Below are 23,200 nucleotides of genomic sequence, written 5' to 3'. Positions count from 1 at the left end.
GGGGCGGGGGATGACGATCTTCCACATTCTGGGTCCGGTCGAGGCCCGCGACCCGGCTGGAGCGGTGCTCGAGCTCGGTGCGCGGAAGCCCGTCACGGTGCTGGCGACCTTGCTGCTGCACCCTAACGCGTGGGTCCGGGTTGATCGGCTGATCGAGTCGACCTGGCATGAACAGGCCGTGCCCGCCTCCGCCGAGGCCAACCTCAAGACCTACATCTGCCGCCTGCGCCGCCTGCTGCCCTCGGCGATCGAGAGCCGTCCCGGCGCCTACCGGCTGCTGGTCGCGCCGGGCGAGCTGGACGCCGACCGGGTGGCCGACCTGGCCGCCGCGGCCCGCGCCGCGCTGGCCGAGGGCGCGCCGCACCGGGCGATCGCCCTGTACACCGAGGCCCTCTCCGCCTGGCGCGGCCGCCCGTTCGAGGACCTGCCCGGCGCGGAGTTCCAGTCCGCCGCGGACCGCCTCGAGGAGATCCGGCGCGACCTGCGCGAGTCGCTGGCCGAGGCGCAGCTGGCCGCGGGCGAGGCGCGGGCGGCGATCAGCGGCCTGCGCGCGCTGACCGCGGACGAGCCGCTGCGCGAGGCCGCCTGGACCCAGCTGGTGCGCGCCCTGCACGCGGCGGGCCGCCGGGCCGAGGCGCTGGCGACCTACCACCAGGCCCGCCGGGTGCTGGCCGAGGAGCTGGGCGTCGACCCGGGCCCGTCGCTGGCCGAGGCGCACCAGCAGGCGCTGGCCACCCCCGCCACCAGCCACCCGCGCCGCGAGCTGCCCAGGGACGTCCCGGGTTTCACCGGCCGCGCCGCCGAACTGACCGCGCTGGGCCAGTCCACGCCCGGCCAGACGATCGTGCTGGACGGCATGACCGGAGCCGGCAAGACCGCGCTGGCCGTGCACGCCGCCCACCGCCTGGCCGCCCGCTATCCCGACGGCCAGTTCTTCCTGGACCTGCGCGCCCACGCCGACGCGCCCCCGCTCTCGCCGGCCGACGCGCTGGCCCGCCTGCTCCGCGGCCTCGGCCACACGGCAGTTCCGGCCGATGCGGACGAACGCGCCGCGCTGTGGCGATCGGAGCTGTCCGCCCGCCGCGTACTGCTGGTCCTGGACGACGCCGCCGACGAGGACCAGCTGCGCCCCCTGCTGCCCGGCGCCTCGGCCAGCCTGACCCTGGTCACCACCCGCACCCGCGACTGGCGCCTGCCCGGCGAGACCCGGTACCCGCTGAACCCGCTGTCCCCCAAAGAGTCCGCCACCCTGTTCCACGCCGCCACGGGCAGGCCGCTCACCTCGCTGACGACCGCGCTGACCGCCTGCGGCGGCAACCCCGGCGCCCTGCACGCGGTCGCCACCCAGCTCGCGATCCGTCCACAGTGGACAGCCTCGGACCTGGCCGACTGGCTCGGCTCCGCGCAGCTGGCCCCCGGCCTGACCGGCTCGTACCGGCGGTTGTCAGCTGGCGCCCGCTCCGCCTTCCACGCGCTGGCCGCGCTCCCCCCGGAGTTCGACACCCGGCAGGCCAGCCAGCAGCTGGGCCTGTCCCACCCGGACACCCGCCGCCTGCTGGAGGAGCTCACCGACCACCACCTGCTGGAGGCCCCCGCCCCCAGCCGCTTCCAGACCCACCCGCTGGTCCGCGCCCACGCCCGCGCCGCCCGCCCCCTGTCCAACACCCGCGTCGCGTGAGGAGGAACCCATGCCGCAGGAACCCGCTCCCGGCTGGCCAACGGGCCTGACCACCCGCACGGCCCCGCCCACTGGGCCAGCCCAGCCACACCACCCGGGCACCGCTGGGGCCAGCCCGGTCCCGCACAGCCCGGCCCAGCCTGCCCACGGCCCGCGGCCCGCCCACGCTCCGGGCCATGCCCAGCCACCGCACCACGCCGCCCCCCGCGTCCTCGCCGCCGCCACCGGACCACATGCCTTCCCAGCCACCACTCCTGGCACCGCCCCCGGCCCCGGCGCTTTCCCGGTCACCGCTCCTGCCACCGACACCGGCCCCCGCGCTTTCCCGGTCACCGCTCCCGGCTCCGACACCGGCCCCCGTGCCTTCCCGGTCACCGCTCCCGGCTCCGACACCGGCCCCCGTGCCTTCCCGGCCGCCGCTCCTGGCGCACCCACCAGCCCCCGCGCCTTCACCACCGCCCCTCCGGCCACACCCACCGGCCCCCGAGTCCTCGCGGCCGCCGCTCCCGCCAGCCCGCGCGTACTCGCCGCCGCCCCCGCCACGCCCCGCCAAACCGGCCCCACGCCACCACCCCCAGCTCCCCCGGCGCCCGCGCCCCGCCGCGCCGCCATCCCCGCCCTCCGCATCCTCTGCTGGCAGCTCGCCGCCCTCACTGCCGTGCTCGCCATCGGCCGCCCCTGGCCGCTGGCCACCGCGCTCGGCGTCGGCGCCGCCCTGCTCGCCTGCACCGCGATCCGGGTCCGCGGCCGCTGGCTGACCACGCTGCTGGCCACCCGCCTCCGCCACCTGCTCCGCCGCCGCGCCCACGACCTCGGCGCCACCGAACACGACCCGGCCACCCTGCTCGACCTGCTCGCTCCGGCCAGCCGGATCCGCACCGCCACCATCGGCGGGGTCGCGGCCGGCCTGCTCAGCCACCCGGACGAGCTGGTCGTGGTGCTGCGCCCGCGCGCGGCTGACCACGAGTTCCTGCGGGCCGCGGCCGCGGACGCGCTGCTGCCCGACCCCGATCCGGCGATGCCCGAGTTCGGCGCCCGGCTGGTGCTGCACACCGGACCGGCCAGGGACCGGCCGCCGCGCACCTGGCTGGCGGTGCGGGCGCTGCGCGATCCGGACGTCTTCCGGGACGAGGACCTGACCACCGCGCTGGCCAACACCGTGCGCCGGGTGCTGCGCCGCCTCACCCGCGCCGGACTGCCTGCCGACGCCCTCGCCGAGGAGGACCTGCGCGCGGTGCTGCCCGCGCTGACCCACACCGGGTCCGGCCGCGGTGAGACCCGCGAGGACTGGCGGTTCTGGCGGGCGGGCGCGGTGACCCAGGCCGGTTTCCGGCTCGCCGGGTACGCCCAACTGTCCACAGTGGACCGTGGTCCGCTGCTGCAACGGCTGCTGGCCGCCGCGCCTGGCGTGGCGATCACCGTGGCCGTCACCACCGGCGAGGACCGGGAGCCTGCCGCGGTGCTCCGGATCGCCGCGACCACCGGCGCCGTGGTCGACGCGGCCGCCACCGACCTGACCTACCTGGGCGAACGCTTCGGCGTGCGTCTGGAACGACTCGACGGGCAGCACGCCCGCGCCCTCGCCGCGACCATGCCGATCGGAGGCAACCCGCTGTGAACACCCAGACCCCCGTGCTCTCCCTGCTGCGCCCGGCCGACCGCACCCCCGTGGCCACCGGGGTGGACACCCAGCTCGCCACCGCCGGCCGCGAGGTGCTCATCGCCCGCCGCGGCAACACCGCGTTCCCGCGCCAGCTGGCCACCTTCCGCAAGCTCGACCACGACAACCTGCGCCGCGGCGTGCGCTACCGGGTGCTGGTGCCCGACCGGACCCGCACCACCCCCGGCGCCTCGCTGCAGCTCAGCGCGCTGGCGCTGGCCGGGGCGGAGGTGCGCACACTGCCGGAAGTGCCGATGGACGCCTTTGTCATCGACGGCGAGGTCGCCGTGCTGCCCGCGGACCATGCCGACGGCTACCCGGGCCGGGTGGCCATGTTCCGGCTGGCCGGGGTGGTGCGGACCACCACCGAGCTGTTCGAGCGGGTGTGGCCGGCGGCGGTGCCGCTGATCGCCTCGGAACTGCCGGAGCCCGCCGAGCTGACCATGCGCGAACGCGAGCTGCTCACCCTGCTCTTCGACGGCTGCACCGACGAGTCCGCCGCGGCCCGGATGCGGATCTCGGTGCGCACGGTCCGGCGGATGGTCTCCGACATCATGAACCGGCTCGGCGCGCGCAGCCGGTTCCAGGCCGGCGCCAAGGCCGCGGACCGGGGCTGGCTGTTGGACCGAGTCGGCTGAACCGGCCCGGCCGATCGGCTACTGTCGGCCACTGTGCGGGTACTGGTCACCGAGGATGACGAGAACCTGCGGGTAGCCGTCGAGGTTTCCTTGCGCGGCGCGGGTTTCGCCGTCGACGCCGCCACCGACCTGCCGGCGGCCGACGAAGCGCTCAGCGTCAACGCCTATGACTGCGCGGTCTTCGACCGCATGCTGCCCGCCGGTGACTCCCTCAGCTACGTCACGGCCCGGCGTGCGGCCGGCTGGCCGGTGCCGGTGCTGTTCCTGACCGGCCGGGACAGCGTCGCCGACCGCATCGACGGCCTGGCCAGCGGCGATGACTACCTGGTCAAACCGTTCGCGATGATCGAGCTGGTAGTCCGGGTGCGCAGCCTGTGCCGCCGCACCGGCCTGGCCCCGGCCCCGGTGCTGCGCCACGACGACCTGGAACTGGACCCGGCCCGGCACGAGATCCGCCGCGCGGGCACCCGGCTGGAGCTGACCGGCAAGGAGTTCGCGGTGCTGCACCGCCTGCTGCTGGCCGGTGGCGGCACGGTCAGCCGCGCCGAGCTGATCGCCGCGGCCTGGGACGAGCTGGTCGCGCCCGCCTCCAACGTGCTGGACGTGGTGATCGCCCAGCTCCGCCGCAAGCTCGGCCCCCCGCCGCTGCTGCACACGGTGAAGGGCACCGGATACTTCCTCCGATGACCACCCTCGTCCTCACCGCCGCCACGGGCAGCGAGACCGGCAACCGCTACCGGTCGAACTTCGACCGCGCGCACCTGAGCCTGGACCCGCTGCTGGCCGTGGTCGCCGACGGGATGGGCGACGGGCCGGGCAGCACGATGGCCGCCCAGACCGCGGTGGACCTGGTGGCCGAGCACGGCCGCGCCGATCCGGCCGCGCTCGGCACCGCGGTGGCGCTCGCGCACCAGCGGATCAGTGAGTTCGGCCGGGAGATCGGCGGCCTGGCCGGCTGCACGCTCACCGCGCTGGCCGAGACGCCGGAGGGGTTCTGGCTCGCTCAGCTCGGCGACTCCCGGCTGTACCGGCTGCGCGCCGGCCTGCTGGAGCTGCTCACCGTCGACCACACCATGGCCTGGCTGGGCGCGGTGCACGGCTGGTACCCGTTCGACTCCCGGCAGGCCGCCTCAGCCCGCTACCAGCTGACCCGCTACCTCGGCCACCCCGCACACCCCGAGCCGGACCTGATGAAGATCACCCCTCGACCGGGCGACACCTTCCTGCTGTGCACCGACGGCATCGCCGAACAGGTTCCGTACCAACAACTCCTGGCCATCCTGGGCAGCGGGCAGACCCCCGCGGCGATGGTGCGCGAACTGCTCTTGGCCGCCGAGGCCGCGGGCGGCAACGACAACGCCACCGCCATCGTGATCACCGCGACCGGTGCCTGAGGCCACGCGCCAGCCAGTCGGCCACATCCCGCTCCGCGCCGAGCCCCACCGAGCTGAACAGGTCCCGGCCATCGCTCACCGCGCCGAGCCGGGCCAGCGCCGCGTTGATCGGCCAGTCCGGCCGCGCCGCCCCGCAGGTCTCGGCGACCACCGGCCCCCACTCCAGTAGGCCGTCCCGCCACACCGAGGCGCCCTGGTACCCATCACCGTCGAAGAAGTCCGCCTCCACAAAGGCGATGGGCCCGGTCCGGGACCACTCCGCGAGCAGTGCGGCGAAGGCCGCGGGCAGCTCGGCGAAGTCCACCCGCCGCGCTCCGGTCAGCTCCCGGAACAGCTCCGCGCCCACGAGAACCAGCCCTAGCTCCTGGCTCAGCCCGACCACCACCGCCTGCGGCAGTCCGGCCACCCGGTCCCGCAGCAGCTCCGCGCGACCGAGCACACCGGTCAGCTCGTACACCTCAACCCCTCGTCTCGCCGGTGACCGGGTCCACCACGACGATCTCCGCCAAGTCGTCCACGCACCGGATGCCCTCATCGCCGGCGTCCAGCACCCGCAACCCGTCCAGCGCCAGCCGCGCGGACTCCCAGGCAACACCTTCCGGCCCGATCGCCACCAGGTCGGTCCAGCTGACCAGCAGCAACAGCGGCATCCCCAGCACCGGCACGACCTGAGCCACCTGGTCCCGCACCAGCACCGCCCCGGCCCCCGGCGCGCCGACCTCGACCACCTGCGCCAGCCCGGCCACCACAACGCACAGCTGCCCGGCCGCCGGGCAGGCGAACACCCCGTCCACCCCGCCAACCGCCGAGGCCGGAAACCGGCCCACCCATTCCACCCCGGCCGAAGTGACGCGCACGGTCAGCGGACTGCCCCACCGCGCCACGAACTCCCCGGCAACACGGCCATCCCGGTCATAGCCGAACACCGGACAACCCCAGTCCCCGTCAGCCGGGAACTCAGGATCAACCGCCACCCGGTAGCCGGGCTCGAAACCGAACGCCTGGAACTCCCGCATGCGATCAGACCGCCTCGACCAGATGGTGCGAAGGCCCGTAGCCGATCTTCCAACTCGCGCAGTATCCGAGCGAACCATCGGCAATGCACCGGACCGCGATGCTCACCCACCGGATGTCCGAGTCCGGGGTGTCCTCGTAGAAGGTGAAGCCCACCGCAACCTCGAACCGGTCCTCGTCACACGAGCACTCGACGAAGTACCTGGCCTCGACCTCCTCATCGGCGGTCGGCCAGTACTCCGCCGCGTCCAGCATGAACACGGTCGAGTCGCAGTCGACGCAGGTGCGCCGCACACAGGTGGACGACTCGGCGGTCTCCAGCACGAAGACCCGGCCTGCGCACCGGGCGCAGCGCGCCGCCACCACCTGGTGTGCCTGGAACTCATCCGGATCGACGCCGAAGTAGGCGATCAGATCGTCGAGGTCGTCCCCGGTCCAGCCATCATCGACCTTCCTGAGCGTCACCGCGGCAAAGTACTGCACCACAACGACACGCGAGCCGCTTTCTACCGTCTACGCCTCATCGGCATCGCCCCACGGATTGAGCACGGTGATGCCGGTATCCGCGAAATCCTTGGTGTTACGAGTGACCAAGCAGGCCGCGAAACGACGGCAGATCGCGGCGATCTGTGCATCCGCCATGCTGATCGGGGCACCCTGTTTCTCGTGTGCTGCCGCGATTTCGCCGTAGTACACGGCCGCCACACCGTCGAACGGCAGAATCTGCCCCTGGAGGTCCTCGGTCAGGAGTTCGGAAACCTTGACCGCGAGCGCGGTCCTGCGCTGGCCGTCCGGCATTCGCTCGACCCCGTAGGCGAGTTCGGCCGCCGTCACCGCGGTGACGAAGACTTCCTCGGCCGGGTACCGATCCACCCAGCGCACCACCTCGTCGTTCGGAGCTCGCCTCATCAGCTCGGAAACGACGTTGGTGTCAAGGACGATCACTCAAGGAACTCCGCTGCTCGTGCCTGCTCCGTGCGCTGTGGAGGTTCGAACACGACGTCCTCGACGTCACTGAAGCGCTGCCTGATCCTCGACCCCATCCCAGGGCCGGACTCAGACTTGGTCAACACCGCCGCGAGGATCGCGCGTACCTCGGCTTCCATGGATCGACCGTGCTCAGCCGCACGGATCCGCAACTTCGCCTTCAGACTCTCGTCGAAGTCGCGGATCGTCAGGACCGCCATGACCCACCTCCGATGCTGTCATTGCTGTCAATGCTAGCACCGAAACCAACCCGCCCGCCTACAACTCAGCCCTCAGCCGCCAGCTGCCCACAGGCCGCCGCGATCTCCTGCCCACGCGTGTCCCGCACCGTGCACGGCACCCCCTGCGCCTCCACCCGGCGCACGAACTCCCGCTCCACCGGCTTCGGCGAGGCATCCCACTTGCTGCCCGGCGTCGGGTTCAACGGGATCAGGTTGACGTGCGCGAACTGCCCGAGGTTGTCCCGCAGCAGCCGCCCCAGCAGATCCGCCCGCCACCCCTGGTCGTTGATGTCCCTGATCAGCGCGTACTCGATGGACACCCGCCGCCCGGTCCGGTCCGCGTAACCCCGCGCGGCCTCCAGCACCTCGGCGACCTTCCACCGGGTGTTCACCGGCACCAGCGTGTCCCGCAGCTCGTCATCCGGCGTGTGCAGCGACACCGCCAGCCGCACCGACAGCTTCTCCTCGGTCATCTTCCGGATCGCCGGCACCAGCCCGACCGTCGACACCGTCACCGACCGCTGCGAGATGCCCAGCCCCGCGGGCGCCGGATCGCAGATGCGGTGCACCGCCTCGATCACCCGCTTGTAGTTGGCCAGCGGCTCGCCCATACCCATGAACACGATGTTGGACAGCCGCCCCGGCCCGCCCGGCAGCTCGCCGTCGCGCATCGCCACCGCGCCCAGCCGCACCTGTTCCACGATCTCCGCGGTGGACAGGTTGCGCTGCAGCCCGCCCTGACCGGTGGCGCAGAACGGGCAGGCCATGCCGCAGCCCGCCTGGCTGGAGATGCACAGCGTCGCCCGGTCCGGGTAGCGCATCAGCACGCTCTCGATCAGCGTGCCGTCGTGCGCGCGCAGCAGCGTCTTGCGGGTGGTGCCCTCGTCGCAGGTGACCTTCCGCAGCTCGGTGAACAGCGGCGGCATCAGCTCGCCCGCCAGCCGGTCCCTGCTGGCCGCCGGGATGTCGGTCATCTCGGCCGGGTCCGCGGTGAGCCTGGCGAAGTAGTGGTTGGACAGCTGGTTCGCGCGGAACGGCTTCTCACCGAGCTCGGTGACCGCGGCGCGGCGCTGCTCGGCCGAGAGGTCGGCGAGGTGCCGCGGCGGCAGGCCGCGTTTGGGGGCGTCGAACACGAGGGGCAACGAAGTCATGGCCCACCCAGTGTCCCACGTCCCGCGGAGTGCTCCTTACCTCTGTCCACAGCCCCGGTCGAGCTCCCTCGCCCGCGCCACCAGCTCGGTGAGCAGCGCCACTGCCTCGGCCACCGGCACGTCGTCGAACTGCGCGCCCACGGTGATCTCGATCGCGGACATCCGCGGCGAGGGCATCGCCCCGGCGTAGCGCGGCAAGTACACGCCGCGCTCCTCGCTCAGCCGCCGCGCCGCCACCAGCACCGACTCCGGGCTGGCCGCCAGGTGCAGGTGGAACAGCGGAGTCTGCGGCGGATCGCAGAGCACCTCGATGCCCTCGGCCCCGCGCAGCCCGCTGACCAGCTCCCGCGCGGTGGCCAGGTACTCCGGCACCCTGGGCAGCCAGGTGTCCATCGTCCACTCCGCGGCCAGCGCCGAGGGCCAGGCCACCTCGGCCGCGCCACCGAGCCGGTGCCGCCAGACCCGCGCGTGCCGGATCAGCTCCTCGCTGCCGGCCAGCACCGCGTCCGCGACCCCGCCCAGACCCTTGGTGGCCGAGACGTAGACCGAGTCGAACAGCCCGGCGATCTCGGCCAGCGGCCGCTGGTAGTACGGCTGGGCCAGGTACAGCCGCGCGCCGTCCAGGTGCGTGGCCGCGCCCCGCTCCTTCGCCCACTCGGTCTGCGCCACCAGCTCGTCCCACTCCGGCAGCTGTCCGCCGATGCTGCGCTGCGGCAGCTCCAGCAGCAGCGCGGCCGGCGATTCCTCGACCTCCCGCAGCTCGGCCAGGGTGAGCAGCCGCTCCCGCTCGCCGACCCGCACCGCATGCAGCCCGTGCACCACCGTGTAGCCCTGCTGCTCGGCCTCGTCCAGGTGGCAGTACGGGTGGAAGGCCACGCCCCGGCGGCCGCGCGCGTCGGCGTGCAGGCGCATCGCGACCTGCTGGGCCATCGTGCCGGTCGGGAACAGCGCCGCGGCCGGCTTGCCCAGCAGCTCGGCGACCCGTCGTTCCAGCCTGGGCACCGCGTCGTAGGGCCCCTCGCCCGGCGAGAGCTGTGCCGCCATCCGGCCGAGCACCAGCTCGGGCAGGCCCCGGTGCGGGGCGTGCAGGGACAGCGACCGGAGCGGCGGGGCGTCAGCTGGCATGCCGGGCACAGTAGGGGCTCAGGGCAGCAGCAGGCCGCTGGATTTCCGGAGCACGTGCAGCCGGTAACCGACCGGAATGGTCAGCCCCGCGGTGTCCGCGATCGCGCGCGCGGCGACCTTCGCGGAGAACTCGATCGAGAGCACCTTCACCAGGCTTTCCCGGTCGGTGAACCGCCACAGGGTCTCGATCCGGTGAAGTGAGAACCCCAGCCGGGTGAAGAACTTCTCGATCCGGCGCGGGTGGTATCCGGGCACGTCAGCCCGGAGCCACTTGCCGTAGGGCGGCCGGCTGCCGTCCAGGTCCACCACGGCCAGCGCGCCGCCGGGCCGCAGCACCCGCAGGGCCTCGGCGATGCCCGGTTCGCAGCCGGGGCCGAAGAAGTAGGCGGTGCGCGCGTGCACCAGGTCGACTGAGCGGTCCGGCAGCGGGATGCGCTGCGCCGAGCCCGCCAGGACGTTCACGTTGGCCAGTCCGGCCACCCGTCTGACCGCCCTTTCGACCAGCGGCGGGTGCGGTTCGACGCCGAGCACCGAACGCGCCAGTTCGGCGAAGACCGGCAGGTGGAAGCCGTCGCCGCAGCCCACGTCGACCACGTCCAGCCCGGTCCAGTCGCACTCCGCGCGCAGGGTCCGCCAGATCGCGCCCGCGGTGTCCTGCGCCCGGTTCTCCGTCTCGTACACATCCGGCCAGTGCCAGATGTTGGGGCTGGGCACCACGCCTGCGTTCTCCGCGGTCGAACTCACGCCCAACAGTTTCCCAACTGCTCCCCATTCATCACAGGAATTGTCGGCAGCCGAGCGTAGTTTCACGCCCGTCGGCCGTCCCCACCCGATGAAGGAGCACCCGCATGCACACCCCTGCTCCGCTGGATCCCTCCGGCGGCCACCCGTGCTGGGTGGATGTCGCCAGCAGCGACCCCGAGACCTGCAAGCGCTTCTACGCGGGCCTGTTCGGCTGGCAGTTCGAGCCCGAGGTCAACGGCTACAGCATGGCCCGCCTGGACGGCGAACCGGTCGGCGCGGTCTACCTGGCCCAGCACGACCAGGCCCGTTTCCTCGGCTGGACGCTGTACCTGCACGTCACCAACTCCGAGGTCGCGGCCAAGTACATCGAGGCAGCAGGCGGCGCGGTGCTCTCCGGCCCCGTGCACGTGCCGGACATGGGCTACCTGGTGGTGGCCAAGGACCCAACCGGCGGCGTGCTCGGGTTCTGGGAGACCGACCTCGGCTGGCACTTCGCCACCGGCAGGCCGGGCGCGCTGAGCTGGGCCGAGCTGAACACCAGGGACGGGCAGCGCGCGGACGCCTTCTTCGCCGGGCTGTTCGACTTCCGGCAGGAGCAGATCGGCGACGGCGCCGCCTTCGACTACACCACCTGGTTACGCAACGGCGAGCCGCTGGTGGGCCGGATGCGGATGGGCGCGCAGTTCCCGCACGAGGTGCCCCCGCACTGGATGGTCTACTTCGGCGTGGACCCGGCCGTCGGCACGGACGCGCTCGCCCTCCGCGCGGCCGAACTGGGCGGCAAGATCAGCTACGAGCCGTTCGACTCGCCCTTCGGCAGGCTGGCCATCCTGGAGGACCCGACCGGCGGCACGTTCACCGTGGTCGACACCTCGCGGCGCAGCGAACCGCGCAGCGCGGTGGATGATCCCTACGACGATTAGAGCGCGGGTACGAAGGCTCGCAGCAGCAGCCAGGACACGACGGCCGAGGGCAGCAGGGAGTCCATCCGGTCCATCAGGCCGCCGTGGCCGGGCAGCAGCGTGCCCATGTCCTTCAGCCCCAGATCGCGCTTGATCACCGACTCCATCAGGTCACCCACGGTCGAGGTGATCACCAGGGCCGCGCCGAACAGGACGCCCTGCCACCAGGCGCCGCCCAGCAGCAGCGGCAGGCTGAGCGCGCCGGAGACCACCCCGGCCAGCATCGACCCGGCGAAGCCCTCCCAGGACTTCTTCGGGCTGATCGAGGGCGCCATCGGATGCTTGCCGAGGAACACCCCGGCCGCGTAGCCGCCGGTGTCCGAGCAGACCACGCCGATCAGGAAGCACAGCACCCGGCCCGCGCCGTCCTCCGGCACCACCAGCATCGCGGCGAAGGCGGCGAACATCGGCACGTAGGCGGTGGTGAACACCGAGGCGGCGACATCGCGCAGGTAGCCGTTGATGCCGCCGCGGAAGCGCCACACCAGGATCAGCAGCACGGTCACCACGAAGGCCGACAGCAGCCCGTTGCGCTCGAACGGCCAGGACAGCCACACCATGGCCTGCCCGCCGATGAGCACCGGCCAGCGGGCCACCTCGATGCCCGCGCCCCTGCGCAGCGCCCCGGACAGCTCCCAGGTCGCGCCGAGCACGGCCAGCGCGACCACGCCGACGAACAGTTCCTTGATCGTCAGCAGGGCCACCAGGATCGCCGCACCCAGCAGCACGCCGACGGTGATGGCGGCACCGAGGTTGCGGCCCGCCTTCGACGGCCGCCCGGCGTCGGAAGAAGCTGACGAAGCAGCGCCCGGAACGTCCGACGACGCTCCGGGCGCATCCTCACGATCGCCGGTCGACACCCGATCAGACCTCGAGAAGTTCGGTCTCTTTGTGCTTGACCAGCACGTCGACCTGGCCGACGTACTTGTCGGTCAGTGTCTGCAGTTCCTTCTCCGCACGCGCCACGTCGTCCTCGCCCGCCTCGCCGTCCTTGCTGATGCGGTCGAGCTCGTCCTTGGACTTGCGGCGGATGTTGCGGATGGAGACCTTGGCGTCCTCGCCCTTGCTCTTGGCGACCTTCACCATCTCCCGGCGGCGCTCCTCGGAGAGCTGCGGGAAGATCACCCGGATGATGCTGCCGTCGTTGGTCGGGTTCACGCCGAGGTCGGAGTCCCGGATCGCCTTCTCCAGCGCGTTCAGCTGGCTCAGGTCATAGGGCTTGATGACCGCCATCCGCGCCTCCGGCACGGTCACCGAGGCGAGCTGGTTGATCGGGGTGAAGGCGCCGTAGTAGTCGACAGCGATGCGGGAGAAGGCGGCCGGAGTGGCCCTGCCGGTCCGCACCGCGGCCAGATCCTCCTTCGCCACAGCCACCGCTTTTTCCATCTTCTCCTCGGCATCGAGGAGGGTCTCGTCGATCACGGCTGCTCCTAAGTCTCGTTGGCCGACTCCACTGGTAGCTGTGCCACCATCCCAGCACGGCTGGGGAGGTGTTCAGCCGGCAGGGGTGCTGACCAGTGTGCCGATCTTCTCACCGCGCACCGCGCGCGCGATGTTGCCCTCGACCAGCAGGTTGAACACGATGATCGGCATGTTGTTGTCCATGCACAGGCTGAAGGCTGTCGCGTCGGCCACCTTCAGGCCGCGGCGCAGGACCTCGCTGTGCGTGATGTGCTCGAACCGCTGCGCCTCGGGGTCCAGCTTCGGGTCGGCGGTGTAGACGCCGTCCACGGCCTTGGCCATCAGCACGACCTCGCAGCCGATCTCCAGCGCGCGCTGGGCCGCGGTGGTGTCGGTGGAGAAGTACGGCATGCCCGCGCCGCCGCCGAAGATGACCACGCGGCCCTTCTCCAGGTGCCGCATCGCCCGCCGGGGGATGTACGCCTCGGCGACCTGCCCCATGGTGATCGCGGTCTGCACCCGGGTGTCGATGCCGTGCTGGCGCTCCAGGAAGTCCTGCAGCGCGAGGCAGTTCATCACCGTGCCGAGCATGCCCATGTAGTCGGCCCGAGAACGATCCATACCGCGTTGTTGCAGTTCAGCGCCGCGGAAGAAGTTTCCACCGCCGATGACCACGCCGATCTGGGCGCCGGTGGCGACCACGTCGGCGATCTGCCGGGCGACCGCCTGCACCACATCCGGGTCGACGCCGACCTCGCCGCCGCCGAACATCTCCCCACCGAGCTTGAGCAACACCCTGCGGTAGCCGGTGTGTGCTGCGCCGTCCGCGGTCACGGTCAACCGTCCTCCTCGTCAGGCCATGGGCGGCCCTTGCTTGCGAAACTGTGCCCCGCCCTCACAGGTGAAGGCGGGGCACAGCCTCATGGTCCTCGTTCGGACCAGATGGTGTTCATCGGGGCAGGCCGCTCAGGCCTGGCCCACCTCGAACCGGGCGAAGCCGGTCACGGTGACGCCCTCGGCCTCGAGCACGGCCTTGACGGTCTTCTTGGAGTCCTGCACGGAGGCCTGCTCCAGCAGCACGGAGTCCTTGAAGAACCCGTTCAGGCGGCCCTCGACGATCTTGGAAAGGGCAGCCTCGGGCTTGCCCTCCTCACGCGCGGTCTCCTCGGCGATCCGGCGCTCGTTGGCGACGATCTCGGCGGGCACCTCGTCACGGGTGACGTAGCGCGGCTTCATCGCGGCGATCTGCATCGCGGCGCCGCGGGCGGCGTCCTCGTTGGCGCCGGTGTACTCCACCAGCACGCCGACGGCCGGCGGCAGGTCGGAGGCGCGCTTGTGCAGGTAGACCGCGACGTTGCCGTCGAAGGAGACGACCCGGCGCAGCTCCAGCTTCTCGCCGATGCGCGCGGAGAGGCCGAGCACGGCGTCCTCGACGGTGCCCTCGTCCAGCTTCGCGGACTTCAGCTCGGCGACATCGCCGATCTTGCCCTCCTGGGCGACGGCCACGATCTTGTCGGCCAGCGCCTGGAAGTCGCTGTTCTTGGCGACGAAGTCGGTCTCGCAGTTCAGCTCGACCATGACCCCGCCGGCGACGGCGACCAGGCCGTTGGCGGTGGTGCGCTCGGCGCGCTTGCCGACATCCTTGGCGCCCTTGATGCGCAGGATCTCGACCGCCTTGTCGAAGTCGCCGTTGGCCTCTTCGAGCGCCTTCTTGCAGTCCATCATGCCGGCGGCGGTCAGCTCGCGGAGCCGCTTCACATCAGCCGCGGTGTAGTTCGACATCGTGCGTCGTCCGTCCTTCTTCGGTACGCAACGGGAGCGTGGGGTTGAGGAGCCTGACGAACCTCCGCCCGGCGCGTGGGCCGGGCGGAGGTCGTTGATCAGGACTGGGCGGCTTCGCCCTCGGCGGCGGCGGGAGCGCCCGCGGTCGCCGGAGCGCCCGCGTTGACCAGCAGCTCCTGCTCCCACTCGGCCAGCGGCTCCTCAGCGGTGCCGGGCTTGTCCTCGCCCTCGGCAGCCTTGCCCTGGCCGGAACGGGCCATCAGGCCGGCGGCCGCGGCTTCGGCGACGACCTTGGTCAGCAGCGCGGCCGACCGGATCGCGTCGTCGTTGCCCGGGATCGGGAAGTCGACCTCGTCGGGGTCGCAGTTCGTGTCCAGGATCGCCACGACCGGGATGCCCAGCTTGCGGGCCTCGCCGACGGCGATGTGCTCCTTCTTGGTGTCCACGATCCACACCGCGCTCGGCACCTTGGCCATGTCGCGGATACCGCCGAGGGTCTTCTCCAGCTTGTCCTTCTCACGGGTGAGCATCAGGATCTCTTTCTTGGTGAGACCCTGGAAGCCACCGGTCTGCTCCATCGACTCCAGCTCCTTGAGGCGCTGAAGACGCTTGTGCACGGTGGAGAAGTTCGTGAGCATGCCGCCCAGCCAGCGCTGGTTGACGAAGGGCATGCCGACCCGCAGGGCCTGGGAGGCGATGGCCTCCTGCGCCTGCTTCTTCGTGCCGACGAACAGGATGGTGCCGCCGTGGGCGACCGTCTCCTTGACGAACTCGTAGGCCCGGTCGATGTAGGTCAGCGTCTGCTGAAGGTCGATGATGTAGATACCGTTGCGCTCGGTGAAGATGTAGCGCTTCATCTTCGGGTTCCAGCGACGAGTCTGGTGCCCGAAGTGCACGCCGCTGTCGAGCAGCTGCCTCATGGTGACGACGGCCATAGCCGGATGACACCTCGTGTTCTCAGGCGTGCTGGATAAACCCGCACGCGGGATGGTTGTCGCAAGGAACCGGGCGGTCCCTCGCCCTGGTGTCAGGGCCGCCGCCCGAACCCGGGCCTTCCCACCTGCGGAAGATCCAGGACCACCGGGCCACGCGTCTCATCTGGTGAGACCTGCGCTGACACGCGAAGTCAACCCGCACACAGACGGGCCGCGCTCAAAGCATACGCCCACACCCACCCCAACTCCGAATCCCCCCTGCCCAAGATCGCGACCTATCCACAATCCCCCACCTATCCACAGCCGCCCTCCCACGCCCTGGCTCCCCACCCCCGCCCCCACCACGCTGAACCCCATGCCCCACTCCACCCCCACCCCGCCAGTCACCACCCCCGCCCTGACGCCAACCCCCGCCCCCGTCAGGACGGCCCTCGTGGTGCACCCCGTCATAGCGGCGATGGCCCTCGCCCTGCTGACGGCGGCCCTGGCCGGTTGCGCGGTGGCCGGGGCAGACCCGACCGCGGTCCGCAGCGCCACCCCACCCTCGCTGTCTCCCGCCAGCACGAGGTGGACCTGGCCGCTCCCCGGTCGGCCGCCGGTGCTGCGGCGGTTCACCCCGCCGCAGCACCGCTACGGCCCCGGCCACCGCGGCATAGACCTGGGCGCCCCACCAGGCACCCCGGTCCTCGCCGCCGCCACCGGCGTGGTCACCTTCGCCGGCCCGGTAGCCGGCCGGGGCGTGGTCACCCTCCACCACCCCAACGGCCTGCACACCACCTACGAACCCCTGACACCCCAGGTCCGCAAAGGCCAGCACATCCCCACCGCAACTCCCCTCGGCCACCTCACCCCAGGCCACCCCGGCTGCCCAGCCCCCGCCTGCCTGCACTGGGGCCTACGCCGCCACCACACCTACCTGAACCCCCTCCACCTCCTGACCCGCCCCACCCTCCGCCTCCTCCCCCTGCCCCGCCCAACCCCAACTTCCAACTCCCCCACCAACCCGCCCCACGCCCACCGCACCACCCACCCGAACCACCGCGCACACCCACGCCACCCGGCCCTCAACCCCAGCACTCACCCAACCCCAACCCGATCCGGCCCAGCTCAACCCAATCCCAGCCCAGCTCAACCCAATCCCAGCCCAGCCCAGCCCAACCCGGCCCAACCCGGCCCAACCCGGCCCAGCCCGGCCCCCTCCCCCCGCGGCCGCGGCCGCCCAACCTCAATCCCGTCCGCCCAACCAATCCCCGGCGGCCCTGCCCGGCCCAATCCGATCAATCTCCCAAAATCACCCATTGGGATCACCCTTGCCAAGCAGGCAAATGGTCACCTGGAGACAGCCCAGACACGCCAACCAACGCCCGCCCCAACCCCCGCTGCGTCCCCACCCAGCCTGACCATCACCAGCTGCCGGCAAGCCCAATCACAGCCCAGTGCCCGGCCAACTCCGGTCCCGGGCAAGCCCAACTCCGGCCTCGGCCGCACCGCCAAAAGCTGAAACTCGAGTCCCAGCCCCATTCCTGACCCCGACCACCCGTCGACGGCTAGCCGACACCGACGCCAATCCCGGCGAAAAGCTGTTGCCCCAGCGGCAACTAGCCGCCAGCGTCTCCGCTCTCAGCCCGCAGCTCGCTCCCGGAGACTCCAGCCAGGCGAGGCTCCAAGCCAGCACAACCAAAGGAGGCCAACCAAGCCATCTACCCAGACAACTCCAGGCACCACCGAACCCCCACCCACCGATCCGGGCTGGGCCAGCCCACAACCGGTGCCCGGCGCACGGTGCTCGGACCTGATCGCGGCGCGGTCACCGCGTCAGGTCCGTCAGGCCTCGGCCTGCTCCGCCATCTTGGTCCGCAGGCGCAGCACAGCTCGGGTGTGCAGCTGGCAGACGCGGGACTCGGTGACGCCCAGGACGCGACCGATCTCGGCGAGGGTCAGGTTCTCGAAGTAGTAGAGCGTGACCACGACTCGGTCGCGTTCGGAGAGCTGGGCGATCGCGTCGGCCAGCTGGCGACGACCGTCCTGGTCGACCAGGGCGGCGACCGGGTCCTCGGCGCGGTCGTCGGGCAGGGTCTCGGCCAGTGAGGCGGTGCCCCGGCCCGCGGCGATCAGCTCGTCCAGTGCGACCACGCTGGTCAGCTGGAGCTGGGCGAACAGGTCGCGGAGCTCGTCGCTGGTGACGCCGAGCTCGTCGGCCAGTTCCAGGTCGGTAGCGGTGCGCTGGAGCCGTGCTTCGAGGCGTTCCAGGGCACGTTCGACGTCCCTGGCACGGCTGCGCACCGAGCGGGGCACCCAGTCCTGGGCGCGCAGGTCGTCCAGGATCGCGCCGCGGATGCGCTGCATGGCGTAGGTCTCGAACTTCAGCCCGCGTTCCGGCTCGAACTTCTCGATCGCGTCGACCAGCCCGAACACCCCGGACTGCACCAGGTCGGCGACGTCGACGTAGGACGGCAGACCCGTGCCGACCCGACCGGCGACGTACTTGACCAGCGGCGCGTAGTGGAGCACCAGGCGGTCCCGGAGCGACTGCTCGCGGGCCACGCCGTAGGCGCGCCACAACGCGACGATGCCGGCCTCGACATCGTCGGCGCTGCGCTGTTCGCCAAGCGGGGCGGCCTGCTCAGCGGCCTCCGGCTCGGGCGGGTGGCCGTGTCCGCCGGAGGTACCGGCACCGCGCCCCTGCCTGGGCGCCGTGCTGTCGTCAACGCCGTGACGACGAGCCCGTCCGAGGTGGGCGGAGCGGGCCTGCGGGGAGGACGCCGTTGACACGGTCGCTGTGCGGAAACCTCCCCCGGCATCGTCAGGAACGGGGGTGGGTTCGGTCATGTATCGCCTTCAGCCGTTCGACGGTGACGTGGGTGTAGAGCTGAGTCGTTGCGAGCGTAGCGTGACCGAGCAGTTCCTGAACGCTGCGGAGGTCGGCTCCGCCTTCCAGGAGATGGGTCGCCGCGGAATGACGCAACCCGTGCGGCCCAATCGGGGCGGCGCCCGGCACGGAACCGACCATGTCGTGCACCACCCTCCTCACCACTCTGGGATCGAGCCTGCCACCGCGCGCGCCGAGGAACAACGCCGCATGTGAAGCGGCACAGACAAGTTGCGGCCGACCGCGCTCCAACCAGGCACGAATCGCCCGGTCCGCGGGCACTCCGTACGGGACAGAACGCTGCTTGCCACCCTTGCCCATGACCAGTGCGACACGCCGTGCGTGATCAATATCGCCCACGTCCAACCCACAGAGTTCCGCCACCCTAACTCCAGTGGCGTACAGGAGTTCCACGATCGCGTGATCACGCAGAGCGACCGGATCACCCTCCGCAGCCCCGGACGCCGAAGCCTCCATCGCGGCGGTGGCTTGATCAGCGCGAAGCACCGTCGGCAGGTGCCGATGCGGCCGCGCGGAGGCCAGCCGAGGCCCCGGATCGTTGTCCAGGTAACCCGCCTTGGCCGCCCATCCGGTGAACGTCCGGGCGGCGGCGGCACGGCGGGCGAGCGTGGTCCGACTGGCCCCGCCGGCCCGCTGGTCCGCAAGCCAGGCACGCAGCTCGTCAAGATCCAGGGCGCGCAGATCCGGCGCGTCGCCGCCACCGTCTCCCGGACCCGCACCCGCACTGGTGCTGGCACCGGCACCGGCACCGGCGTGCCCACTAGCACCGCCGTCGCCGTCGCCAGCAGCATCGGCACCGCCACTGGCATCGGCAGCGGCGGCGGCGATGGCGTCGGCAGCGGTGTCGCCCTCAGCGCCAAGGGCGGCGGCGGTCACCGTCGCGGCGGGTGGACTGGCCGGTGCTGCGGCGGAGGTCGTGGGGCCGTGGGTGAAGTGGGTCAGCAGGGAGACCACGTCGCTCAGGTAGGCGCGGGCCGTATGCGGAGAGACGTCGCGCTCCAGGGTCAGGTGGCGTTCGAACTCGGCCACGGACCTCGCCAGCAGGGCGGGGAGCTGGGCACGCGCGGACGCCGTTGTGGTGGCCCGACGGCGGTCCCCTCGCGGGGTCGGCATGCCATTCCTCCCTCGTGGCACGCCTGGCGGGCGGCGGCCTCGACCTCACACGCTGCGCGGTCGGACGGACAAGGTCAAGTGGTGCCGCCCAACAGTTGCGGGTCGCTGACCTGGTCCGTGCTCGCAGTTTGATCATCTATTGGCTCGCTGCCGATGCCAACCCTCGTCGCCCCTCTGGGCGAGTCCGGCGAGTTCCAATGCGGGGAGTAGTCCTCTGACCCGACTTAGGGGCAGACCGGACTCGATGGCTACTTCTTCCGCGCTCATTCCAGCTCGTTCCGGCAACGCCTCGTGCACGCGGAGTGCGTGGGGTTCCAAGCCGTCGGTGTCCTTGCGGGGGCCTTCCGGGGTGTCGGACAGGTCGATGCCGATGCGGCCGGAGGCTTCGATCACCTGGGCCGCGGTGCCGACCGGGACGGCGTGACCGGAGCGCAGCAGGGCGAGGCAGCCGACCGACATGGCCGAGTTGACCGGGCCGGGCACGGCCATCAGCGGACGTCCCAGCGCGCGGGTGTGCGCGGCGGTGTTCGTGGCACCGCTGCGGATACCGGCTTCGACCACAACGGTGCCGCCGCCGAGGGCCGCGATGAGACGGTTCCTGACCAGGAAGCGGTGCTTGGCTGGTTTGACCCCGGGCGGGTATTCGCTGATCACCAGGCCGCCGCGGGTGAGGATCCGGCGGAACAGGCCGAGGTGGTCCAGCGGGTACGGGATGTCCAGGCCGCAGGCGACCACGGCCACGGTGTGTCCGTTGCCGATGATCGCGCCGCTGTGGGCAGCACCGTCGATGCCCATCGCCGCGCCGGAGACGACGGTGACGCCCAACTCGGCCAGTCCGATACCGAGTTCGGTGGCGATCACCTCGCCGTACGGGGTCGCCGAGCGGGAGCCGACGACCGAGACGGCGCGTTCGACCAGACCGGCGAGCGGGGCATCGCCACGCACCCACAGCGCCAACGGCGGCACGGCGTCCTCAGAGCCCTGGGCCGCGGCGGCGATGAAGCTGGAGAACTGCCAGCTGGGCCAGTCAGGATCCTCCGGGATGAGTAAGCGGGCCTGGATGGCGGCGGCCGCGGCCAGATCATCACGAGGACGGAACGCGTTGCGCCGGGACTCGGTCGTCCTGGCGACGGGTTCTGGAACGTCGCCGCGGTGGACGCGGTCGGCGGCTTCCACCGGTCCCACTTCGCTGATGAGGCGGTGCAGTGCGGGGGCTGGGGGTTCGGCGACTCGCGAGAGATAGGCGCGGGCGAGGCGCAGGCGGGAGGCATCCACGCTCACGGGGCTCCTGACGGGTTGGTGGGGGCATCGGGCGTGCGGTGGGAGTTCAGGCGGTCGGCGGAGTTCGGACAGCTGGTCGGAATTCGGGCGATTGGCGGGAGGTCCGGCAGTTGGCAGGGCTTCAGGCGATCGGTGCGAGGTCCGGCAGTTGGCAGGGCTTGAGGCGATCGGTGCGAGGTCCGGCGGTTCGCAGGGCTTCAAGTGATTGGCGGGGCTTCGGGCGGGCGGTGTGGGCTTCGTGCAGTCGGTGGGATTTCGGGCGGTTGGCGGGGCTTTCGGGCGGTGGCCGCGAAGTTGGGTGTTGTGGGGACGGTGCGAGGCCGGGGACAGGTGGCGGCGGGTGGGTTGGTGTTCAGGGGCGGGCAGCTCGGTCACGGAACTCCAGGGCAGCGGCTACGTGGTCGCTGGTGGGGCGGGTGGCTTCGTCGAGGTCGCACAGGGTCCAAGCGACTCGTAGGCAGCGGTCGGCTCCTCGGCCGGAGAGGAGGCCGTGGGCTAGGGATCTGTCGAGCAGGGCGGTGGCCGACTTGGGCAGGGCGAACTCGCGGTGCAGGGCTTGGCCGGGGACGGAGGCGTTGTTGAGCCAGCCTTGTTTGGCCCAGCGGTGCTGGGCACGTTCGCGGGCGGCCAGGACTCGTTCGCGGACGGTGGTGGTGTTCTCGGGTGGGTTGTCGGGGTCGACGTGCATGTGGGTGAGCGGGCGCATGCGGACTTGGAGGTCGACCCGGTCCAGCAGGGGGCCGGACAGGCGGGCGGCGTACCGGCGGCGGGCTGGGGGCAGGCAGACGCATTCGCTGTCGCGGGGTGGGGCGCAGGGACAGGGGTTGGTGGCCAGGACCAGTTGGAAGCGAGCCGGGTAGCGGACCAGGCCGTCGCGGCGGGCCAGGCGGACCTCGCCCTGTTCCAGTGCGGTGCGCATGGACTCCAGGCGTTGCGGGCCGAGCTCGCCGGCCTCGTCGATGAACAGGACTCCGTGGTGGGCGGTGCTGATCGCGCCGGGTTTGGCCAGGCCGGAGCCGCCGCCGATCAGTCCAGCGACCGAGACCGAATGGTGCGGGGCGACGAACGGCGGGCTGGTGACCAGCGGGGACTCCGGGGACAGGGTGCCTGCCAGGGAGTGAATGGCGGTGACCTCGAGAGACTGTTCGCTGGTCAGGGGAGGCACCAGGCCGACGAGGCGTTCGGCGAGCATGGTCTTCCCGGTGCCGGGTGGGCCGACGAGCAGGAGGTGGTGGCCGCCGGCGGCGGCGACCTCAAGGGCCCAGCGGCCCTCGGGTTGGCCGAGGACGTCGGCTAGGTCGGGGCAGGGGGTCGTGGGCGCGCCGGTGGTGGGTGGCGGGGTGGGTAGGTCGGCTTGGCCGCGGAGCCAGCGGAGGACTTCGGCGAGGGTGTTGGCGCCGTAGACGTCCAGGTCGGACACCAGGCCCGCCTCGGGGAGGGTGGGAGTGGGCACCACGGCTCGGCGGATGCCGGCACGCCGGGCGGCGAGCAGGGACGGGAGGACGCCGCGGATGGGGCGGAGCCTGCCGTCCAGGGCCAGTTCGCCAAGCAGGGCGGTGGAGTTGAGCGCCTCCTGGGGGATGGCGGCCGCGGCGGCGAGGGCCACGCAGGCCAGGGCGAGGTCGTAGCCCGCACCGGTCTTGGGCAGGGCGGCGGGCGACAGGGCGAAGGTGATCTTCCGCTCGGGCCAGGGTTCTTCGCTGTTGCAGACGGCGGCCCTGACCCGCTCCTTGGACTGCTGGAGCGCGGTGTCGGGGAGGCCGACGATCTGTACGCCGGGACGGCCGCCGCCGAGGTCGGCCTCGATCTCGACGAGGAGGCCGTCCACGCCGAAGAGGGCTACGGACCAAGCTCGGGCCGGGGGCATGAGGGCAACTCCAGGCAGTGCGAAGGGAAGGGAAGAGAAGAGAGAGGAGGAAGGAGGTGGGAGGGCGGAGGGGAGAGCGGGAGCGGCGGGAGGGAGGGCAAGTGGGGGGAGGAAGGGGCGGTGTGGCGGACGAGGAGGGGAGGAGGTGGAAGGTGGTGAGAGGTGTCGGTTCGGCAGAGAAGACGGGAAGGAGGAGATCGAGGGCGGCGAGAGACGTTGCGGCGGCGGCGAAGGCGGGGACGTTGGGGCGGGGAGGAGGGGTGAGTGGCTCCGACGGGAGCGGCCGGGGACGCGGAAGGCGCGGGTGGGCGTGCGGGGCGGCCGAGGCACTGTTGGTGGCTCGGCTGGGTGAAGGAC

General features: G+C 71.9%; 24 protein-coding genes. 7 read left to right on the top strand and 17 right to left on the bottom strand.

The annotated features are described in order from the left end of the window. Positions 1-10: 10 nt before the first annotated feature. From ACWDY5_RS27245 to ACWDY5_RS27225, 5 genes are all read left to right on the top strand, one after another. Positions 11-1,678, top strand: coding sequence for a BTAD domain-containing putative transcriptional regulator (locus ACWDY5_RS27245; RefSeq protein ID WP_449724997.1), 1,668 nt, complete (start codon positions 11-13; stop codon positions 1,676-1,678). 658 nt (positions 1,679-2,336) lie between these two features. Further along, complete coding sequence (locus tag ACWDY5_RS27240; RefSeq protein WP_449724996.1) at positions 2,337-3,296, top strand: type VII secretion protein EccE; 960 nt, start codon at positions 2,337-2,339, stop codon at positions 3,294-3,296. Then, entirely contained in the window at positions 3,293-3,976 is a 684-nt protein-coding gene (locus tag ACWDY5_RS27235) for a helix-turn-helix transcriptional regulator (RefSeq protein ID WP_449724995.1), read from the top strand. Before ACWDY5_RS27240 ends, ACWDY5_RS27235 begins: the two co-directional genes overlap by 4 nt. A 33-nt stretch (positions 3,977-4,009) precedes the next feature. Further along, entirely contained in the window at positions 4,010-4,663 is a 654-nt protein-coding gene (locus tag ACWDY5_RS27230; RefSeq protein WP_449724994.1) for a response regulator transcription factor, read from the top strand. Next, complete coding sequence (locus tag ACWDY5_RS27225) at positions 4,660-5,370, top strand: PP2C family protein-serine/threonine phosphatase (RefSeq protein WP_449724993.1); 711 nt, start codon at positions 4,660-4,662, stop codon at positions 5,368-5,370. The genes ACWDY5_RS27230 and ACWDY5_RS27225 overlap by 4 nt, the downstream gene beginning before the upstream one ends. Here the strand turns inward: ACWDY5_RS27225 and ACWDY5_RS27220 are convergent. From ACWDY5_RS27220 to ACWDY5_RS27185, 8 genes are all read right to left on the bottom strand, one after another. Continuing rightward, entirely contained in the window at positions 5,351-5,827 is a 477-nt protein-coding gene (locus tag ACWDY5_RS27220) for a hypothetical protein (RefSeq protein WP_449724992.1), read from the bottom strand. The genes ACWDY5_RS27225 and ACWDY5_RS27220 overlap by 20 nt on opposite strands. A gap of 1 nt (position 5,828) precedes the next feature. Then, entirely contained in the window at positions 5,829-6,386 is a 558-nt protein-coding gene (locus ACWDY5_RS27215; protein WP_449724991.1) for a hypothetical protein, read from the bottom strand. A gap of 4 nt (positions 6,387-6,390) precedes the next feature. Then, a complete protein-coding gene (locus ACWDY5_RS27210; RefSeq protein WP_449724990.1) occupies positions 6,391-6,849 on the bottom strand; it encodes a hypothetical protein in 459 nt (152 codons plus the stop codon). Positions 6,850-6,897: 48 nt separating this feature from the next. Then, complete coding sequence (locus tag ACWDY5_RS27205) at positions 6,898-7,329, bottom strand: PIN domain-containing protein (RefSeq protein WP_449724989.1); 432 nt, start codon at positions 7,327-7,329, stop codon at positions 6,898-6,900. Further along, positions 7,326-7,571, bottom strand: a complete 246-nt coding sequence (locus ACWDY5_RS27200; protein ID WP_449724988.1) for a FitA-like ribbon-helix-helix domain-containing protein — start codon at positions 7,569-7,571, stop codon at positions 7,326-7,328. Before ACWDY5_RS27200 ends, ACWDY5_RS27205 begins: the two co-directional genes overlap by 4 nt. A gap of 65 nt (positions 7,572-7,636) precedes the next feature. Further along, the gene (gene rlmN, locus ACWDY5_RS27195) at positions 7,637-8,743 is read right to left on the bottom strand and encodes a 23S rRNA (adenine(2503)-C(2))-methyltransferase RlmN (protein WP_252486129.1); all 1,107 of its coding nucleotides are present in this window, start codon (positions 8,741-8,743) and stop codon (positions 7,637-7,639) included. 36 nt (positions 8,744-8,779) lie between these two features. Then, a complete protein-coding gene (locus ACWDY5_RS27190; RefSeq protein ID WP_449724987.1) occupies positions 8,780-9,868 on the bottom strand; it encodes a threonine aldolase family protein in 1,089 nt (362 codons plus the stop codon). A gap of 18 nt (positions 9,869-9,886) precedes the next feature. Beyond that, complete coding sequence (locus tag ACWDY5_RS27185; RefSeq protein WP_449724986.1) at positions 9,887-10,612, bottom strand: class I SAM-dependent methyltransferase; 726 nt, start codon at positions 10,610-10,612, stop codon at positions 9,887-9,889. A gap of 104 nt (positions 10,613-10,716) precedes the next feature. Between ACWDY5_RS27185 and ACWDY5_RS27180 the strand changes: the two genes are divergently transcribed. Continuing rightward, on the top strand, positions 10,717-11,535 hold the full coding sequence (locus tag ACWDY5_RS27180; RefSeq protein ID WP_449724985.1) for a VOC family protein: 819 nt from the start codon (positions 10,717-10,719) through the stop codon (positions 11,533-11,535). Here the strand turns inward: ACWDY5_RS27180 and ACWDY5_RS27175 are convergent. The 5 genes from ACWDY5_RS27175 to rpsB all read right to left on the bottom strand — a co-directional run bounded on the left by ACWDY5_RS27175 (position 11,532) and on the right by rpsB (position 15,692). Then, positions 11,532-12,314 carry a phosphatidate cytidylyltransferase gene (locus ACWDY5_RS27175; RefSeq protein ID WP_449725009.1) on the bottom strand — a complete coding sequence of 261 codons (783 nt, stop codon included), beginning with the start codon at positions 12,312-12,314 and terminating at the stop codon, positions 11,532-11,534. The two genes, ACWDY5_RS27180 and ACWDY5_RS27175, sit on opposite strands and share 4 nt — an antisense overlap. Positions 12,315-12,438: 124 nt before the next feature. Further along, positions 12,439-12,996, bottom strand: coding sequence for a ribosome recycling factor (frr, locus tag ACWDY5_RS27170; protein ID WP_449724984.1), 558 nt, complete (start codon positions 12,994-12,996; stop codon positions 12,439-12,441). A gap of 72 nt (positions 12,997-13,068) precedes the next feature. Then, positions 13,069-13,809, bottom strand: coding sequence for a UMP kinase (gene pyrH / locus ACWDY5_RS27165; RefSeq protein ID WP_252486169.1), 741 nt, complete (start codon positions 13,807-13,809; stop codon positions 13,069-13,071). A 132-nt stretch (positions 13,810-13,941) separates the two neighbouring features. Next, positions 13,942-14,757, bottom strand: a complete 816-nt coding sequence (gene tsf / locus ACWDY5_RS27160; protein ID WP_283661024.1) for a translation elongation factor Ts — start codon at positions 14,755-14,757, stop codon at positions 13,942-13,944. A 98-nt stretch (positions 14,758-14,855) separates the two neighbouring features. Beyond that, entirely contained in the window at positions 14,856-15,692 is an 837-nt protein-coding gene (rpsB, locus tag ACWDY5_RS27155) for a 30S ribosomal protein S2 (protein WP_252486123.1), read from the bottom strand. 52 nt (positions 15,693-15,744) lie between these two features. Between rpsB and ACWDY5_RS27150 the strand changes: the two genes are divergently transcribed. After that, positions 15,745-17,193 (top strand): peptidoglycan DD-metalloendopeptidase family protein, encoded by a 1,449-nt coding sequence (locus ACWDY5_RS27150; protein ID WP_449725008.1) that lies wholly within the window; start codon positions 15,745-15,747, stop codon positions 17,191-17,193. Between the two features lie 323 nt (positions 17,194-17,516). On the opposite strand, the gene ACWDY5_RS27145 is transcribed toward ACWDY5_RS27150, so the two are convergent. From ACWDY5_RS27145 to ACWDY5_RS27130, 4 genes are all read right to left on the bottom strand, one after another. Next, positions 17,517-18,263: a FliA/WhiG family RNA polymerase sigma factor gene (locus ACWDY5_RS27145; RefSeq protein ID WP_449725007.1), complete on the bottom strand. Its 747-nt coding sequence runs from the start codon at positions 18,261-18,263 to the stop codon at positions 17,517-17,519. A gap of 232 nt (positions 18,264-18,495) precedes the next feature. Then, positions 18,496-19,611 carry a tyrosine-type recombinase/integrase gene (locus ACWDY5_RS27140; protein ID WP_449724983.1) on the bottom strand — a complete coding sequence of 372 codons (1,116 nt, stop codon included), beginning with the start codon at positions 19,609-19,611 and terminating at the stop codon, positions 18,496-18,498. 216 nt (positions 19,612-19,827) lie between these two features. Then, positions 19,828-20,976 (bottom strand): DNA-processing protein DprA, encoded by a 1,149-nt coding sequence (gene dprA / locus ACWDY5_RS27135; RefSeq protein ID WP_449724982.1) that lies wholly within the window; start codon positions 20,974-20,976, stop codon positions 19,828-19,830. Between the two features lie 352 nt (positions 20,977-21,328). After that, on the bottom strand, positions 21,329-22,843 hold the full coding sequence (locus ACWDY5_RS27130; protein ID WP_449724981.1) for a YifB family Mg chelatase-like AAA ATPase: 1,515 nt from the start codon (positions 22,841-22,843) through the stop codon (positions 21,329-21,331). Positions 22,844-23,200 lie beyond the last annotated feature (357 nt).

The sequence above is a fragment of the Crossiella sp. NPDC003009 genome, assembly GCF_053591555.1.
Note: the sequence above shows the minus strand (reverse complement) of the source record. Positions and strands in the feature narration are given on the sequence as shown.

What these genes read in the sequence shown, in the direction of transcription:
- ACWDY5_RS27180 (WP_449724985.1), top strand. Translation starts at nt 10,717, where the DNA reads ATGCACACCCCTGCTCCGCTGGATCCCTCCGGCGGCCACCCGTGCTGG.
- rlmN (WP_252486129.1), bottom strand. Translation starts at nt 8,743, where the DNA reads ATGACTTCGTTGCCCCTCGTGTTCGACGCCCCCAAACGCGGCCTGCCG.
- ACWDY5_RS27200 (WP_449724988.1), bottom strand. Translation starts at nt 7,571, where the DNA reads ATGGCGGTCCTGACGATCCGCGACTTCGACGAGAGTCTGAAGGCGAAG.
- ACWDY5_RS27215 (WP_449724991.1), bottom strand. Translation starts at nt 6,386, where the DNA reads ATGCGGGAGTTCCAGGCGTTCGGTTTCGAGCCCGGCTACCGGGTGGCG.
- tsf (WP_283661024.1), bottom strand. Translation starts at nt 14,757, where the DNA reads ATGTCGAACTACACCGCGGCTGATGTGAAGCGGCTCCGCGAGCTGACC.
- ACWDY5_RS27225 (WP_449724993.1), top strand. Translation starts at nt 4,660, where the DNA reads ATGACCACCCTCGTCCTCACCGCCGCCACGGGCAGCGAGACCGGCAAC.
- ACWDY5_RS27130 (WP_449724981.1), bottom strand. Translation starts at nt 22,843, where the DNA reads ATGCCCCCGGCCCGAGCTTGGTCCGTAGCCCTCTTCGGCGTGGACGGC.
- ACWDY5_RS27245 (WP_449724997.1), top strand. Translation starts at nt 11, where the DNA reads ATGACGATCTTCCACATTCTGGGTCCGGTCGAGGCCCGCGACCCGGCT.
- rpsB (WP_252486123.1), bottom strand. Translation starts at nt 15,692, where the DNA reads ATGGCCGTCGTCACCATGAGGCAGCTGCTCGACAGCGGCGTGCACTTC.
- ACWDY5_RS27190 (WP_449724987.1), bottom strand. Translation starts at nt 9,868, where the DNA reads ATGCCAGCTGACGCCCCGCCGCTCCGGTCGCTGTCCCTGCACGCCCCG.
- ACWDY5_RS27150 (WP_449725008.1), top strand. Translation starts at nt 15,745, where the DNA reads ATGGTTGTCGCAAGGAACCGGGCGGTCCCTCGCCCTGGTGTCAGGGCC.